Raw genomic sequence first — 13785 nt, forward strand, 5'->3', positions numbered from 1 at the left:
CAACGGCGACAACCCTGATTTGTTAAATACCATTTTCATTTCCAATATAAAAAGAGTGCTATTAAACAAGGAAAAACAATCAGGCCTAGAGTAACGCCTTTAAGCATGTTAACTCTATACTCAACCCGCATATCGATAATTTCGTTTTCAGTAAACACGTGACCACAATGTAAGCACTCTTTTTCTTTGAGAGATATTTCCTTATTACAAACAGCACAATTGCCAATACCAAAAAACCTGAACACAAGGCCATTGGGATCAATGTACCTGCCTTGAAAATTTGGATCAGGATCAAAATAACCCTTGGTTGGGTTCCAACGATCGACCTCTTCGGCTGAGACTGTTGATGGGCATCCGCATCTAGAACAATTATTCAAACCAGCATTGTTTGTGTATTCACACGACTGACAATTCCACTCGTAATCTGGCATAGGTATATTTAACGCCGTGGCAAGGGGCACGCGGCGCGAAGCAAAGCGTGTCCCGCGCAGGCCGTGCTTTTTGCGGCCGTAGCATTCTTGGCCACTTTGTTATGTGTTTTCACGATTTTTATTACCTATTGCCAAGGCCGAATATACAGATATAAGTGCAGCTATAAAAACTGTACATATTGAACCAAAATTTTGTGTAAAGTAAAAAAGCGGCCTAGATATATAGTATTTTGTTAAATCCACACCCTTCGCAATTACGTACCCATCCTCGACAGGACCATTTATTTTGTACTCAGCCGCCATTTCCGTTGTCAGGTACAACTCCATAAATAATATGTCGGAAATAGGGGTTGCGACCAAGCTCACAGCAAGACAGATTAATATTATTTTCAGGTGCACTTGAATCCCCTAGACACATAGACATTATGACACCCCCTAGGGTGCTAGCCTCCAGTTATCGTGGGTTAGCTAGATAGCCAGAGCCATACTATATGTTGGAATCATATAAACACTGGAGGCTAGCGATATGAACAATACCATAATTTTTATAGGCTTAGACACAGCTAAAGAACACTCAGAAGCGGCGTATGTTGAGGACGGCTTTAAGGCTCAACCATCGCCTATTGGGCGCATTAGAACCACCAAGGAAGGGGTAACAAAGTTTGCACGGCAAATGCAGTCTAAATTCCCTGGCGCATCACTCATCTTTTGCTACGAAGCAGGCCCTTGCGGCTACTGGATTTATCGACTGCTAACACAGCTAGGCCATCAATGCTTTGTGGTCGCCCCATCGCTGGTACCTAAAAAGCCTGGCGTGCGGATTAAGACCGATCGCCGCGACGCCATGATGTTGGCTCAACATCTTAAGTCAGGCGATGTGAAGTCCATCTATGTCCCTGAGCCAGAAGATGAATCCATTCGTGATTTATCCCGCGCACGTGAACGTGCCATGCGGGATTTGAACGATGCGAAGTATCAACTCAAAGCCTTTCTATTACGCAATCATATTCAATATGGTGGCACGGCTAATTGGTCACTCAAACACTTACGCTGGCTAACGGAGTTAATTCTCCCTCATCCTGCACAGCAATTCGTATTACAGGAAATGATTCAAACTATCACCGAACGTATGTCGCGATTAAAGCGCCTTGATGAGGAGTTAGCTTATCAAGTGAAGCAATGGCGCTACTATCCTGTCGTTAAAGCCATTCAGGCGATGCGTGGTGTACGCTTGCTAGTCGCCACTGGGTTGATTGCTGAACTCGGTGATCTCTCTCGCTTTGATCACCCCCGTAAGCTGATGGCCTACATTGGCTTAGTGCCGAGCGAACATTCAACCGGCGGAAAGAGAACAGTGGGCAGTCTCACTAAAACCGGAAATACCCGCGCAAGGCGTTTGCTGACGGAAGGTGCGCACAGTTATCGCTACGCAGCGAACATCTCGACTGAATTACAAAAGCGACAAGAGGGTTTGCCAAAAGACATTGTCGATATTGCGTGGAAAGCGCAAGTACGCTTATGCCGACGCTATCAACGATTAATGAAACGCGGAAAACATTACAACTTGGTGGTATCAGCCATTGCGCGAGAAATGGTGGCCTATATCTGGGTCATTGCCAACGAAGTCGTCCTCACGCCGGTTGATGTTAAAACCCGGTTAGTCAGAATGCCACGTGTGTAAAACAGCACAGCAGTAAGCGGCAACACACGTGATAAACAGTTTTGAGTTAATGCAGTCAGTGATCGAGTCCCGGTGGAGGTGTAATACACGACGGCGTTAGGTAGGCAGTAGGCGTAAGCCTATTGATCCACGAGCATAGAGTAGAAGACAGGCACCTCGACGGAAAAAGTAAGGTTGGATAGGTCAATATGTATTTATTGATAACCCACGGATATCAGCAATCAAACCGACGAGATACTGACTCCATCTCTCTGCATTAACTCAATCTAATTGAAATATATGCTCTCGATTTTTGAGTAGGATTTTCTACGTTTTTAATTGACAGGGGGTGTCATATCAACGCCCGGCTTTGGGGCGGCTGAAACGAAGTGTAAGCCGTCCTGCCGCGCTTTTTGCGGCACTCAACAGCCGTTTGTTAGGGGCTTTACTCATTAGTATCTTTTATCCACTTAGAAGCACCTGCGACTTCATCTATGAAATCAGCAAGTTCAATTACTTTCGCAACCTGCTTAGATTCACAACCCAGATAAGTATAAACTTCCTTTTTCCGTGTCCCTATGGAGCCTTGGATAGTAATACTACTGTGATCAGACCAGTAATCTGAACATCCCCAACTATCTGGCTTCAGCGACGATTTCAGCCGAAAGAACTTCACGCCATCTAATTTTGTTTCAATTGTATTAATTTGTTCAGGCGTTATACTTGATATTTTTCGACCCTCTATCGCGACGTTTACAAAACCGTCGTATTCAACTATCCCACTCTTAAGTACTTTTAAGTTGTAAACGGGGCATTCTCCATAACAAGCACTTCGCTCCAAGCTCACTAATATGTCGTCACTAAAACCAGCGTCGTTTGAGCAGGATGGTAGAAAGACTACAGAAAGAGCAAAAACGATTAGTACTCGGAATTTCACATATGCCCCCTAACGCCCAGGGCAGAGGCAGCTGAAACGAAGTGTAAGCTGTCCTGCCGTGTTTTTTACGGCAAACTGCCCCTGTTTGTTAGGTGCTGACTTATTTCTCACGAAAAATATCCCCAGCGGTGTTCAATAGGTAAGCATTCCATGCATAACTCTTTCCCTTCGTGTGTGCCGCCATCCAGTAGGAATCCATTAAAATCCGTGTCTAAATCAATCCACAGCTCTTCCTTATCAAATCGAGCTGGATTTTTATCTCGATTAATCATGAGATTTTCGCAATTTTCACATTTGCGAGCGGACATTTTTTGCTGAGGAATAAATCTAGTATCTTGGCCTAGATGAGTCAGTCCATACTTTTCAAGTAGTGTTCTTAGTTCATCATCAAGTGCCTCTAGTTTTTCATCAAAAGCACCACTTTCAATCTCTTCGGATGAGACTTCAAAGTAGCTATACAACCTTCTTATTGCGAATTGCTTCATTGTGATACCTAGACACCTAACGCCCACGCCAGGGGCTGCCGAAACGAAGTGTAGGCAGTCCCGCCGCGTTTTTTTGCGGCACGCTGCGCGTGTTTGTTAGGTGCATAACTATAACCACCGACTGGTAATTTGTTGGGTAGCAACAGCACCAATATTCTTTTTATAGATAGCTCCAAAGACAACCGCGCCTACGTACCTTCCAAGAACGATTGATGTAAGTAAAACAGATAGCACCACTGCAATTTCTATTGTGGAATATCCTTTATAGGTAGCGGGTGCCACTGCTGCACACACCAAAATAAACCAAATTTTCGGTAACGGGCCAATACTGATAATTAGCAACAGTACCGCCACCACAAATATGTATACAGCCCCCAAATTAAATTCAGTTAGCAAATGTACAGTTACAGCTATACAAGCAGAGATTACCAAAATAACAGCATGATAGATAACTGAGAACGAATACTGGTTCTGTACGCGTTCAGGCACTGATTTGATGGTAAATAGGCTTCGCACAGCCGCACCAGCAAATAGTAGAATTAGTATTAGTAGCTGCCATTTCATTGTGATGAGCACCTAACGCCGCAATTAGCGGACCCGGCAAGCGTTTAATGGCCTGCTTTTCAAGGCCATTGCTTGCCTGGGTCCGCTAGATTGCTTTGTTAGTTGTTTTTTTCCGTTCATGGTTTTGTATTTTAGAGCTTAGAATATCTAAGGCGCTTGATGGGAACCCTCTATGCCATAACTCATCTAGCTCTTTAGCAGAGTGTAAACCTTGTAAGGACCTGAGCCCGCGCCAAAATGGAACGCAAATTTCTTCAAAATTACCGGAGATCTCATAGATTTCTTGCCCTCTATTTTCACCTCGTTTGTAATCGGGATAGCCTGTGATAGTTAAATTTACGTTTTCATTTGTACCATTAAAGATGAGTTCATACTCGTATGGTTCTACGTGTAGAATAACTATTCGTTCTTCGTTTGACTGATACTCTTTTCGAAAAGAATCGATCGCGCTTATAAGGTCATCGAAACTGTCATATGGTGTATAAGAAAAGCTATCAGAAACAATGTTTTCTTCACCGTCGCTAATTGTGAAGTCAACCCACCCATGCCGTATATTCTCAAATTTTACTTTCATGCTACGTGTACAACTAACGCCCACGCCAGGGGCTGCCGAAACGAAGTGTAGGCAGTCCCGCCGCGCTTTTTGCGGCACGCTGCGCGTGTTTGTTATGATTATTCCAACTCATAGGCAAAGACCTCGAACTCATAATCCGAATACTGGGATTGATCCGTTACTTGTGGGCAACTAATTTTAAAAAAGTAAACATCAGGCTGTCGAGTTTCCAAAATTTCCCACTCATAGCAGGTATCGATGTACACACCATCGTTGTTAAAAACATTGGCTTTAACTTTTACGCGTCCGTACTTATTCCTGCTAGGCAGACTTAATTGACCTGACAGAACTAGACCACCTCTAAATTCGTCAGAACTTGGTACAAAACGATAGCTAGACTTCACTATTGAAAAATCTGCGACCTTAACTGGATCAGGGAGTTCATTGTTTCGAGTTGTAAATTCTTGATACACCCAGTTAATAATTATAAGTGCTAGTACGAATCCAAATACCGCACTACAAAACCCAACTCCCCATAACAGGCCTTTGGTTAATTGATCCTTCATAAGTTCTGCTCGCTAAAAATCATAACGCCAAGTGTTGGGGCTGCGGAGCGTAAGCGAAGCAGTCCCAGCCGAAGGCGCCAACCACGCCTTGTTAAGCATTGTTGCCATATATTTCATTATTTAGCTCGATGACAACAGGCTTTACACTGGGGTTCTTTTGCAGCCAAATGTCTCCAATATATTGTGCTACCGAGCGACCGTTAAGTATTGCTTTCATGGAGTCCACACTGCGAGCTTGCAAGAGTTCGTGACCTAGCCCCATAACTTTTTCTGACTCGTCAGCTTCAGGCTCGCCAGTTTGCTCTCCCCATACTTTTTGTATTGTGGAAATCAACTTCCCAGCTAATTTTTCAGATTTACTTTTTTCTCTAGGCATATTGGTTTGAATGCTTAACAGTTTTATTCTGCAGACCTATTCTTCATATCTCGGTTCTGCGAATTTATTTTTTAAAGTGGCTATTTAAACCTTAATTTCTCGTAAAAACAAACACTTATAGATAATGTGGATAATCGCGCCAAGATAAAAAGCAGACTTGTCTGTCGATATCTGGTTTCGCAGCCGGGAAAAGAAGAACAAAAAATTCAATGAAAACAGCTGGTTAAAAAATATCATCCGTGTTTCGCAGCCAAGTCTGCAGAGTTTGGAGGGGTTGCGATGGATAAAGGGAATTACGGGGTGGGGGGCATTGATGGTGTGGTGTTATGACCGTGTTTAGCGTTCAGCATGTCGGTATGCTGCAACACTTGGGGCGCGCTACCAGCAAGGGATTGCGATGTTGCGAGTCTCTCCAAGTCGCGCGATTTCCTAAGTCTTTCCGAGGTAATTGCTCATGCTTTACCTGAACACAGACCGTCAGTGAAACAACGCGAAGAGAGCTGCATGGATTGCGTAATGTGTGTCTTGGGAGGTGAGGCTGGATGTAAAAGAGTATGGAAACGTAATGCCGCTATATGCGCTGATAGAAAAACTACAAACCTGTCACTGGCTTGCCGTCTAACATGGCGTTATGTAAATCAATTTCATAGCTTTTGTCGTCATCTCTTTGCTGTAGTCGCACCACCAGGTAGTCCCAGTCTTTTGCTAACCAAAATATAGTGTGGCGCTCTTCATTTTCACGAACGCGTTTAACTTTAGTAGCATTAAATTTTCCTGCGGGTGTGTCTACTAGCTCGTCCCCGAGTATTTCAAATTTATACTCTTTGAGTCGCCCGCCATCAGCAATTTCGTAATCGCCTGGTGTGCCTTTGGAGAGCATGTCAGCGCGGATTTGTAATTGATAATTTAATTTATCCAATACATTGTCGGGAATGGTCATCTTCCAGGGTTTGTCTTGTACGTTGTTTATCACCTTGTGCTGATCCCACAAAAACTCTAGGTGCGCTGTGCGGTTGCGGCCTAAGCCGCCGCGTTTGTAGGTATAGTTGAGGGGCACAATATGTTGTTCGTTATTCCAGCGAAAACGGCTGGTTTCGCTCATGGAGGCTAATAGGCTGTCGGCGATGAACGATAGGGTTTGCGTGCCGTCGGGATGAGTTTCTAATTTGCGGATCGCGGTGATACCAAAGCCACGAAATTTTGCTTTATAAGTAGCTTCGAAGTCTGCAAGAGGGGTGGCACTCGTGGATACCCCAATAGTGAGAAGGGCAAAGAATACGACGATCTGTGAAACTGTTTGGCGCATGCTCGCGTCCGCTTTATATGTCCGGAAGCGATCGCGCCTGACGACCGCTAGTGTGTTGAATTGTGCACTGTGTCTGCTGTTGTATCGATTAGATGGCCGGATGCCGGCAAAAGTTTCTCATCTAACATACTTTTACCATTGTGCAGTTGCAACCGCCCGGTCGCAAACCAATCGACGGCCAATGGGTAAATGACGTGTTCTTGCGCTTGCACGCGTTTGGCAAGGCTGTCTGCATCGTCACCTTCAATGATGGGGACTTTGGCTTGTACAATCGGTGGCCCACCATCTAACTCTTCAGTCACAAAATGCACTGTGACTCCGTGGCAGCTATCGCCAGCCTCTAGCGCGCGCTGATGCGTGTGTAGGCCAGGGTATTTAGGTAGAAGGGAGGGGTGGATGTTCATCATCCGCCCTAGATAATGATGGGTGAATTCGGGCGTAAGAATTCGCATGAAACCAGCGAGGACAATGAGCTCTGGCCGGTAATTGTCTATTGCTTTGATCAGTGCTTGATCAAACGCTTCACGGCTTTCAAAACGTTTATGATCGAGGGTGATAGCATCAATTCCAGCCTGGCGTGCCCGCTCCAAACCTTTAACGTCTGGTCGGTTGCTGACTACCGCTTTTATGTTAATGGGCAGCGATCCGTCTTGTTGACCGTCGATTAACGCTTGAAGGTTGGTGCCGCTGCCAGAAATCAGTACGACGACATTGAGGGTTTTCATACGGTTTAATTGATCTCTACAAATGGCTCGTCATTTTGATCCTGAGCAATTTCACCGATAATGGCGACAGTTTCGCCTGCGTCGGTTAGGTGCTTCACCGCTGCGTCAGCATTTTCCTTTGCAACCACGACGACCATACCAATGCCGCAATTGAAGGTGCGGTACATTTCCTTGGCTTCAACATTCCCGTGTTCTTGTAACCAGTTAAATATGGCGGAAGGTTGCCAGCTTTTGCTGTCGATTACTGCTTTGGTGTTGGCTGGGAGAACGCGTGGAATATTTTCGAGCAGGCCGCCACCGGTTATGTGAGAGAGTGCGTGAACCGGCACTGTCTTCATTAAATCGAGCAGTTGTTTGACGTAAATACGTGTCGGCGCAAGCAGCCATTCTTTTAGGGTTTTACCGTCAAGTTGGTCGTCTAGAGACTGGCCGCTGCGCTCCAAAATTTTGCGCACTAGGGAATAGCCGTTAGAGTGTGGGCCGCTTGATGAAAGGCCTAACAGTACATCCCCAGCTTTGACTTGGCTGCCGTCTATAATCTCTGACTTTTCAACAACGCCGACGGCGAAGCCTGCGAGGTCATAATCACCTGCTTCGTACATACCGGGCATTTCTGCGGTTTCACCACCGACTAGGGCACAGCCGGTAAGCTCACAGCCAGCACCAATGCTTTTGACTACGTCGGTGGCGACCTCGACGTCTAGCTTGCCTGTAGCGTAGTAATCGAGGAAGAATAGTGGTTCAGCGCCTGTAACGATAATGTCGTTGACGCACATGGCGACCAAGTCGATCCCGATGGTGCTGTGGAAGTTGGCGTCGATAGCCAATCGCAATTTTGTTCCTACGCCATCTGTACCAGACACCAGCACCGGCTGTTTATAGCCTGCAGGCATTTCGAACAGTCCACCAAACCCGCCAAGGCCGCCTAATACGCCAGGGCGATGGGTGCGCTTGGCAACAGACTTAATATTGTCGACGAGTGCATTGCCGGCATCGATATCAACGCCGGCATCCTTGTAGCTAAGGGATTGAGTGTCGCTTGGGGTAGATGAATCGCTCATAATCGGTATGTATTCGCTCTGTGCGTCGTTGGTTGCTGGTCACTGATAGCGGCGCTGGAAAATTAGGCGGCTGGTCAAAATGGGGCGCCATTTTAACAGCTAATCGACGTTGATGTAGAACAGAATGTGTTCTCTATGAACAAATAGTGGAATTGAGAAAGCGCTACGTGAAAATAGAGGTCTCCTAGGCTTTTTGTCTGGCGGCGCGCTGTTACAATAGCCGGCCAGCAGGGTCTAGAGCGACTGTGTTACAGGAACAGGGTTGAGGGTCACACGATTGAAAAAACTATTCGTTATTGGGTTACTGGTTTTACTGGTGGTTCAATTTGCATCGCATACGTCAGCTGAAATAGTCAACCTGTATGATTATCAGACATTAGTCGTTACCCAAGACCGTAGCGAGCGTAACCAAGCTACACGCGACGGTTTGGCCGAGGTTATTTTGCGTGCTTCCGGTCAACTAGCGGTGTTACAGGACCCCTCCATTCTTGGGGCATTGAGCAGCCCATCCCGTTACTTACTGGAGTTTCGCTATGAAGCTACCGATGAGACTCTGGATGTTGATGGTAAGCCTACGCCTGCTTGGCGCTTGATACTTAAGTTTTCACAAGAGTCTGTTACCAAGCTGTTGCGTGATCGTCAGCTCTCAATCTGGCCGGCTAACCGCCCAAGTGTGTTGGTGTGGTTGGTGATGGACGACGGTCGTGGGCCGTTGATTGCCAGCTCGGCTTCTCAGCCAGCCTTATTTGATGTCATCACTGAATCTGCGGTGCAGCGTGGTGTACCTATCGTGCTGCCGCTCATGGATTTGGAAGATCAGGTGGCACTGTCCGCGCAAAGTGCTTGGCAGCTTGATGAAGACGCCATTGCTCGAGCGTCTGAGCGCTACCAGGCAGACAGCATTTTAGTGGGGCGCCTGACACAAACGTCACGGGGCGATTGGCGTTCAGCGTGGCAACTGAAGCATCGTGACGGATTTGATGTGTTCGACATCAATAGCGAGGATATCCTAGAGATTATTGGTGCCGGAGTTAACCAAACCGCAGATTATTTTTTCTCATTATACGGCTATCAACCCTCAGGGAATGCAAGCGAGCGGGTTATTATGCAGGTAGCGGATGTTCGTCATTTTCAAGATTATGTATCACTCTTAAATTACTTGCGCGGCTTGGCGATCGTTCGCGGTGTTGATGTGTCTGTCGCGCTTGGCAACTACTTGCTATTGAGTGTTGAGACTGAAGCTGATGTAAAACTGTTACAGGATGCCATTGCACTGGATAGCCGTATGTTGCCAGAACCGGTTCAAGCGGTTGCGACTGTTCCACCGGGGCAGCCGGAAAACCCATTGAAGTACGTATGGCAAAATTAAATGTGGGTCCATCGTAATAATTAATGGTTAGAAACAAACATGGTGAGTGACTTTCCACAACAAATGTCGTTAGGTGTATCGCTTCACGATACCGCTACATTTGATAATTTTTTCATTCCTCCCGACTCGGGAAATGCTCAGGTTGTTTCTGCACTGCTTAAACAGTTAGAAACTTCAGATGCCAGTGTCGTTTACCTTTGGGGAGCGTCCGGTGCGGGCTTGACACACTTGTTGCAAGCGAGTTGCCACGAAGCTGAGCGTCAGAACATCAGTGCCCAGTATTTGCCTTTGGGTGAATTAGCTGGCTTTGACCCGGCGGCGTTATTGGAAGGGATGGCGCATTTTGATCTAGTGTGTTTTGACAGCATAGAATCTGTTGCCGGAAATCCTCAGTGGGATGAGGCGTTATTTAATTGCTTTAATCAGCTTCGCGATCTGAATAAAAAAATGCTGTTTGCGTCGATTTATCCTCCCTCGCAGATTAGTGTGTCATTAGCAGACTTGCGTTCACGCTTGACCTGGGGGGAGACCTATCAAGTTGTGCCTCTGGATGACGTCGAGAAGGTCGCGGCATTGCGTTCGCGTGCGAAAGGGCGCGGCATGGTGATGAGCGAAGAAGTTGGTCAGTTTATTCTTAACCGCGCGCCACGGGATATGAACGACTTATTTTATTTGCTCGATCAGCTTGACGAGGCGTCCCTGCAAGAGCAGCGTAAGCTGACAATTCCATTTATCAAACAGGTTTTAAAGCTCTAAAAGTACTTTCGATTAAAAGTACTCTCCTCATAAAAACGCCGGAGCAGAAAGCGCCGGCGTTTTTGTTTTTAAGTATTATCGTCTATTTACTGGGGGACCAAACAGTGCGTGCAGTGCGCAAGCGCATCGTGCGGATTACGCATCGTCGTGATTAGATTGGAAAAATCTGTCACGGCCTTGTATTGATTTTCGGCCACAGTGCGAAGCAGCTGTGCGCCACTTCTGTCTCGGTACCCGACACCTACTTTGGACATAATGGCTGACGTATTGGCAGACATGTCTTGAATCAGTTGTTCAAATGGCGAGAGCTTAACGTCGATTAATTCGATAGTGAATGAATCGAGGTTGGCACGCTTCGCGGCGGATGCGATGGCATCATCTAGGTAGCCAAGTTGATCGACCAATCCAAAATCCTGCGCGCTGCTACCGCTCCATACTCGCCCTTGCGCGATAGGATGGATTAAGTCTGGGTGGGTGTTGCGGCCTTCGGCCACTAAATTGATAAAGCGGCGATAAATGTTGTCCACTTGGGCCTGCAGTACGCCAGCAGCGGCCGGTGAGACGGGCATGTCGATACGCATTGCCCCGGATAACTCAGTGGTGCCAATGCCGTCTGTGGTGACGCCAATTTTTTCTAAGCTGGTTTCCAGCGTAGGAAAGATAGCGAACACACCGATGGAGCCAGTGATTGTTGTAGGTGTTGCCCATATTTCATCGGCGTTTGCAGCAATCCAATAACCGCCTGAAGCGGCGACGCTACCCATTGAGACCACAATGGGCTTTCCTGCGGCCTGGGTGGCGACAATTTCATTGCGAATAACTTCCGATGCAAAGGCGCTACCGCCGCCGCTATCAATACGCAACACGACGGCTTTAATGCTGTCGTCATCGCGTGCTTGACGGAATAAATCAGCGAGTGAATCGCCGCCAATGCTTCCGGGAGGTTGTTGGCCGTCGTAAATTGTGCCGCTGGCAACTATCAAACCCACACGGTCTGGTGCTTTAATGGTTTCTCTGTTTAAGTGAGCAACGTAGTGTTGAAAGTCGATGGCGAGGTAATCATCATCGTCGCCTTCGCCAAACTCTTGAATAAATTTACGGCGAAGCTCCGCGCGGCTGGCGAGTTGGTCTACTAAGCGCGTGTTTAGAGCAAGTTGTGCAGCGTCCCCGTCGACACTTTTTAGGTGTTCGGTAAAATTATTGATGTAATCGTTAATTGCCCCCGCAGGTAGCTGACGCAATGACTCAACGCGACTGGTGTATACAGACCAGAGTTGATTGATCCACTGGCTATTATGTTCGCGAGACTCTTCTGACATGTCGCTGCGTAGGAACGGTTCAACCGCGTCTTTGTATTCGCCAACCCGGAACACATGCATGTTAACGCTAAGCTTATCGAGTGCGTCTTTATAGTAATTTCGATAACTACCGTAACCGGTTAGCATCACCGAACCCATTGGGTGAAGGTAGACTTGGTCGGCATAACTGGCGAGGTAGTAATGGTTTTGGGTGTAGAAATCACTAACCGCAATAACTTCCTTCCCAGATGTTTTGAACTTGTCGAGCGCTTGACCAATTTCCTCGAGCTTACTTATTCCGCCGCCAGCAAAATATTGGAGATCGATAATTAATTTGCTAACACGGGGATCATTGGTCGCGGCGTGAATACTTCGTGTGACATCACGTACGAGTGTTTCGGCTGGGCCTTGTCCTTGCCCCATCAATTGCGTTATTGGGTCGATGTAACTTTTTTGATCCACTAAAAACCCACTGATATTAATTCTCAGTGGTGCTCTTTCGGGTAGCGGTTTCAGCCCTGGGCCGAATAGGCTTGACGCAATGACGATAAGAAGAATCAGGAACACTGAGTTAATGACGATAACACGCGTCCACGAAATAGTTTTTCCAATACCCGAAAAAATTTGTTTCACCAGACCGGGGCGGGCATCACTCATTGTTGTCTCTCTCGCTCAATGTGTTGGTGTTGTCTGTTTTAGAATAGGTTGGCTCAGCAACGTCAGATTCAGAATCTGCGGTTAGGCGTTGTAACCAGCGGCTGCAATAGCCAGCGGAAATTGCCAAGGAGGGCGTGGCAATAAGTAATATAGTGTCGCCAGTATCGCCTTGCGGCGACATAAACTTGAGTACCGCCGGAATAAAATACAGCATCGCAATAAACCCTTGCCAGCTGTAGGCGCGGAATTTTAATCGCAGCATGCCTGGCAAAACCAACAAAAGTGCAAAGCACTGAACCGTCCATCGAATCCATGAACCGGTGTCTTGGGTTAGGTTGGCGTAGCTAATCACCGCGATAGTCGTGATGAACGCCGCAGCGTTAATGAAAAGGGCGATGATAAGGTTGCGCCGAAAAATTTGTTGGGACATTAGTGACTCGTTCTTAATGATGTGGCGATCTGTGCAACCCGTTTGCCAAGCGCTTGGCACAAGGTTTTTTCGTCGTCGGTAAAGGGGCGCTTACCATCGGCGCCTGCCCAATGACTGGCCCCATAAGGTGTGCCGCCTGCTTCGGTGTCATTGAGGGCTTGTTCGCTGTAGGGAATACCGGTGATCAACATGCCCTGGTGTAGTAGCGGCAGTAGCATGGATAGTAGCGTGGATTCCTGTCCGCCATGCAAGCTGGCGGATGAGGTAAATACCGCCGCAGGTTTGCCGATTAAATTACCGCTCAGCCAGCTACTGCTAGTGTTGTCCCAAAAATATTTCATCGCCGAGGCCATGTTGCCAAATCGTGTTGGGCTGCCGACGATGAGTCCTGCGCAATTTTTTAATTCTTCCTCGGTGCAATAGACAGCACCTTCGTCAGGAACGGAGGGCTCTACGGCTTCACTGGTTGCGGATACCGCAGGTACGGTGCGCAGCAGCGCTTCCATGCCACTGACTTGCGAGACGCCGCGGGCAATCTGCATTGCCATTTCTCGAGTGCTACCGCTGCGGCTGTAATAGAGCACTAAAATATAAGGAGAACTCATGTTGCT

General features: G+C 47.1%; 15 protein-coding genes. 3 read left to right on the top strand and 12 right to left on the bottom strand.

Annotated elements, in window-relative coordinates; translation table 11 throughout:
• Positions 1-957 precede the first annotated feature (957 nt).
• Positions 958-2112, top strand: coding sequence for an IS110 family RNA-guided transposase (locus ACZ5NB_RS05850; RefSeq protein ID WP_464107552.1), 1155 nt, complete (start codon positions 958-960; stop codon positions 2110-2112).
• Between the two features lie 424 nt (positions 2113-2536).
• Here the strand turns inward: ACZ5NB_RS05850 and ACZ5NB_RS05855 are convergent, their stop codons facing one another.
• From ACZ5NB_RS05855 to purM, 9 genes are all read right to left on the bottom strand, one after another.
• Entirely contained in the window at positions 2537-3028 is a 492-nt protein-coding gene (locus tag ACZ5NB_RS05855) for a DUF6438 domain-containing protein (protein ID WP_460232094.1), read from the bottom strand.
• Positions 3029-3135: 107 nt separating this feature from the next.
• Positions 3136-3513, bottom strand: coding sequence for a hypothetical protein (locus tag ACZ5NB_RS05860; protein WP_460232095.1), 378 nt, complete (start codon positions 3511-3513; stop codon positions 3136-3138).
• 108 nt (positions 3514-3621) lie between these two features.
• Positions 3622-4077, bottom strand: a complete 456-nt coding sequence (locus ACZ5NB_RS05865; protein WP_460232096.1) for a hypothetical protein — start codon at positions 4075-4077, stop codon at positions 3622-3624.
• Positions 4078-4162: 85 nt separating this feature from the next.
• The gene (locus tag ACZ5NB_RS05870) at positions 4163-4651 is read right to left on the bottom strand and encodes a hypothetical protein (RefSeq protein WP_460232097.1); all 489 of its coding nucleotides are present in this window, start codon (positions 4649-4651) and stop codon (positions 4163-4165) included.
• Positions 4652-4749: 98 nt separating this feature from the next.
• Positions 4750-5196: a hypothetical protein gene (locus ACZ5NB_RS05875; RefSeq protein WP_460232098.1), complete on the bottom strand. Its 447-nt coding sequence runs from the start codon at positions 5194-5196 to the stop codon at positions 4750-4752.
• Between the two features lie 91 nt (positions 5197-5287).
• Positions 5288-5572, bottom strand: a complete 285-nt coding sequence (locus ACZ5NB_RS05880; RefSeq protein ID WP_460232099.1) for a hypothetical protein — start codon at positions 5570-5572, stop codon at positions 5288-5290.
• Between the two features lie 592 nt (positions 5573-6164).
• Positions 6165-6878: a DUF3108 domain-containing protein gene (locus ACZ5NB_RS05885; protein ID WP_460232100.1), complete on the bottom strand. Its 714-nt coding sequence runs from the start codon at positions 6876-6878 to the stop codon at positions 6165-6167.
• Positions 6879-6925: 47 nt separating this feature from the next.
• Complete coding sequence (gene purN / locus ACZ5NB_RS05890; protein ID WP_460232101.1) at positions 6926-7603, bottom strand: phosphoribosylglycinamide formyltransferase; 678 nt, start codon at positions 7601-7603, stop codon at positions 6926-6928.
• Between the two features lie 5 nt (positions 7604-7608).
• Positions 7609-8664, bottom strand: a complete 1056-nt coding sequence (gene purM, locus ACZ5NB_RS05895; protein WP_460232102.1) for a phosphoribosylformylglycinamidine cyclo-ligase — start codon at positions 8662-8664, stop codon at positions 7609-7611.
• Positions 8665-8941: 277 nt separating this feature from the next.
• Here purM and ACZ5NB_RS05900 point away from each other — a divergent pair, with 277 nt between their 5' ends.
• The gene (locus ACZ5NB_RS05900; protein ID WP_460232103.1) at positions 8942-10033 is read left to right on the top strand and encodes a DUF2066 domain-containing protein; all 1092 of its coding nucleotides are present in this window, start codon (positions 8942-8944) and stop codon (positions 10031-10033) included.
• A 39-nt stretch (positions 10034-10072) separates the two neighbouring features.
• Positions 10073-10789: a DnaA regulatory inactivator Hda gene (gene hda, locus ACZ5NB_RS05905; protein ID WP_460232104.1), complete on the top strand. Its 717-nt coding sequence runs from the start codon at positions 10073-10075 to the stop codon at positions 10787-10789.
• 86 nt (positions 10790-10875) lie between these two features.
• Here the strand turns inward: hda and sppA are convergent, their stop codons facing one another.
• The 3 genes from sppA to wrbA are packed head-to-tail and all read right to left on the bottom strand — an operon-like array spanning position 10876 to position 13779.
• Positions 10876-12744 carry a signal peptide peptidase SppA gene (gene sppA / locus ACZ5NB_RS05910; RefSeq protein WP_460232105.1) on the bottom strand — a complete coding sequence of 623 codons (1869 nt, stop codon included), beginning with the start codon at positions 12742-12744 and terminating at the stop codon, positions 10876-10878.
• Positions 12737-13174 (bottom strand): DUF2069 domain-containing protein, encoded by a 438-nt coding sequence (locus ACZ5NB_RS05915; protein WP_460232106.1) that lies wholly within the window; start codon positions 13172-13174, stop codon positions 12737-12739. The genes sppA and ACZ5NB_RS05915 overlap by 8 nt, the downstream gene beginning before the upstream one ends.
• A complete protein-coding gene (gene wrbA / locus ACZ5NB_RS05920; protein WP_460232107.1) occupies positions 13174-13779 on the bottom strand; it encodes an NAD(P)H:quinone oxidoreductase in 606 nt (201 codons plus the stop codon). The genes ACZ5NB_RS05915 and wrbA overlap by 1 nt, the downstream gene beginning before the upstream one ends.
• Between the last annotated feature and the right edge of the window lie 6 nt (positions 13780-13785).

Source organism: Aurantivibrio plasticivorans (genome assembly GCF_055392955.1).

Bases quoted from the DNA above. Each gene is read 5' to 3' on its own strand.
- ACZ5NB_RS05850 (WP_464107552.1), top strand. From the start codon at position 958: ATGAACAATACCATAATTTTTATAGGCTTAGACACAGCTAAAGAACAC.
- ACZ5NB_RS05860 (WP_460232095.1), bottom strand. From the start codon at position 3,513: ATGAAGCAATTCGCAATAAGAAGGTTGTATAGCTACTTTGAAGTCTCA.
- ACZ5NB_RS05865 (WP_460232096.1), bottom strand. From the start codon at position 4,077: ATGAAATGGCAGCTACTAATACTAATTCTACTATTTGCTGGTGCGGCT.
- ACZ5NB_RS05870 (WP_460232097.1), bottom strand. From the start codon at position 4,651: ATGAAAGTAAAATTTGAGAATATACGGCATGGGTGGGTTGACTTCACA.
- ACZ5NB_RS05875 (WP_460232098.1), bottom strand. From the start codon at position 5,196: ATGAAGGATCAATTAACCAAAGGCCTGTTATGGGGAGTTGGGTTTTGT.
- ACZ5NB_RS05880 (WP_460232099.1), bottom strand. From the start codon at position 5,572: ATGCCTAGAGAAAAAAGTAAATCTGAAAAATTAGCTGGGAAGTTGATT.
- ACZ5NB_RS05885 (WP_460232100.1), bottom strand. From the start codon at position 6,878: ATGCGCCAAACAGTTTCACAGATCGTCGTATTCTTTGCCCTTCTCACT.
- purN (WP_460232101.1), bottom strand. From the start codon at position 7,603: ATGAAAACCCTCAATGTCGTCGTACTGATTTCTGGCAGCGGCACCAAC.
- purM (WP_460232102.1), bottom strand. From the start codon at position 8,664: ATGAGCGATTCATCTACCCCAAGCGACACTCAATCCCTTAGCTACAAG.
- hda (WP_460232104.1), top strand. From the start codon at position 10,073: ATGGTGAGTGACTTTCCACAACAAATGTCGTTAGGTGTATCGCTTCAC.
- sppA (WP_460232105.1), bottom strand. From the start codon at position 12,744: ATGAGTGATGCCCGCCCCGGTCTGGTGAAACAAATTTTTTCGGGTATT.
- ACZ5NB_RS05915 (WP_460232106.1), bottom strand. From the start codon at position 13,174: ATGTCCCAACAAATTTTTCGGCGCAACCTTATCATCGCCCTTTTCATT.
- wrbA (WP_460232107.1), bottom strand. From the start codon at position 13,779: ATGAGTTCTCCTTATATTTTAGTGCTCTATTACAGCCGCAGCGGTAGC.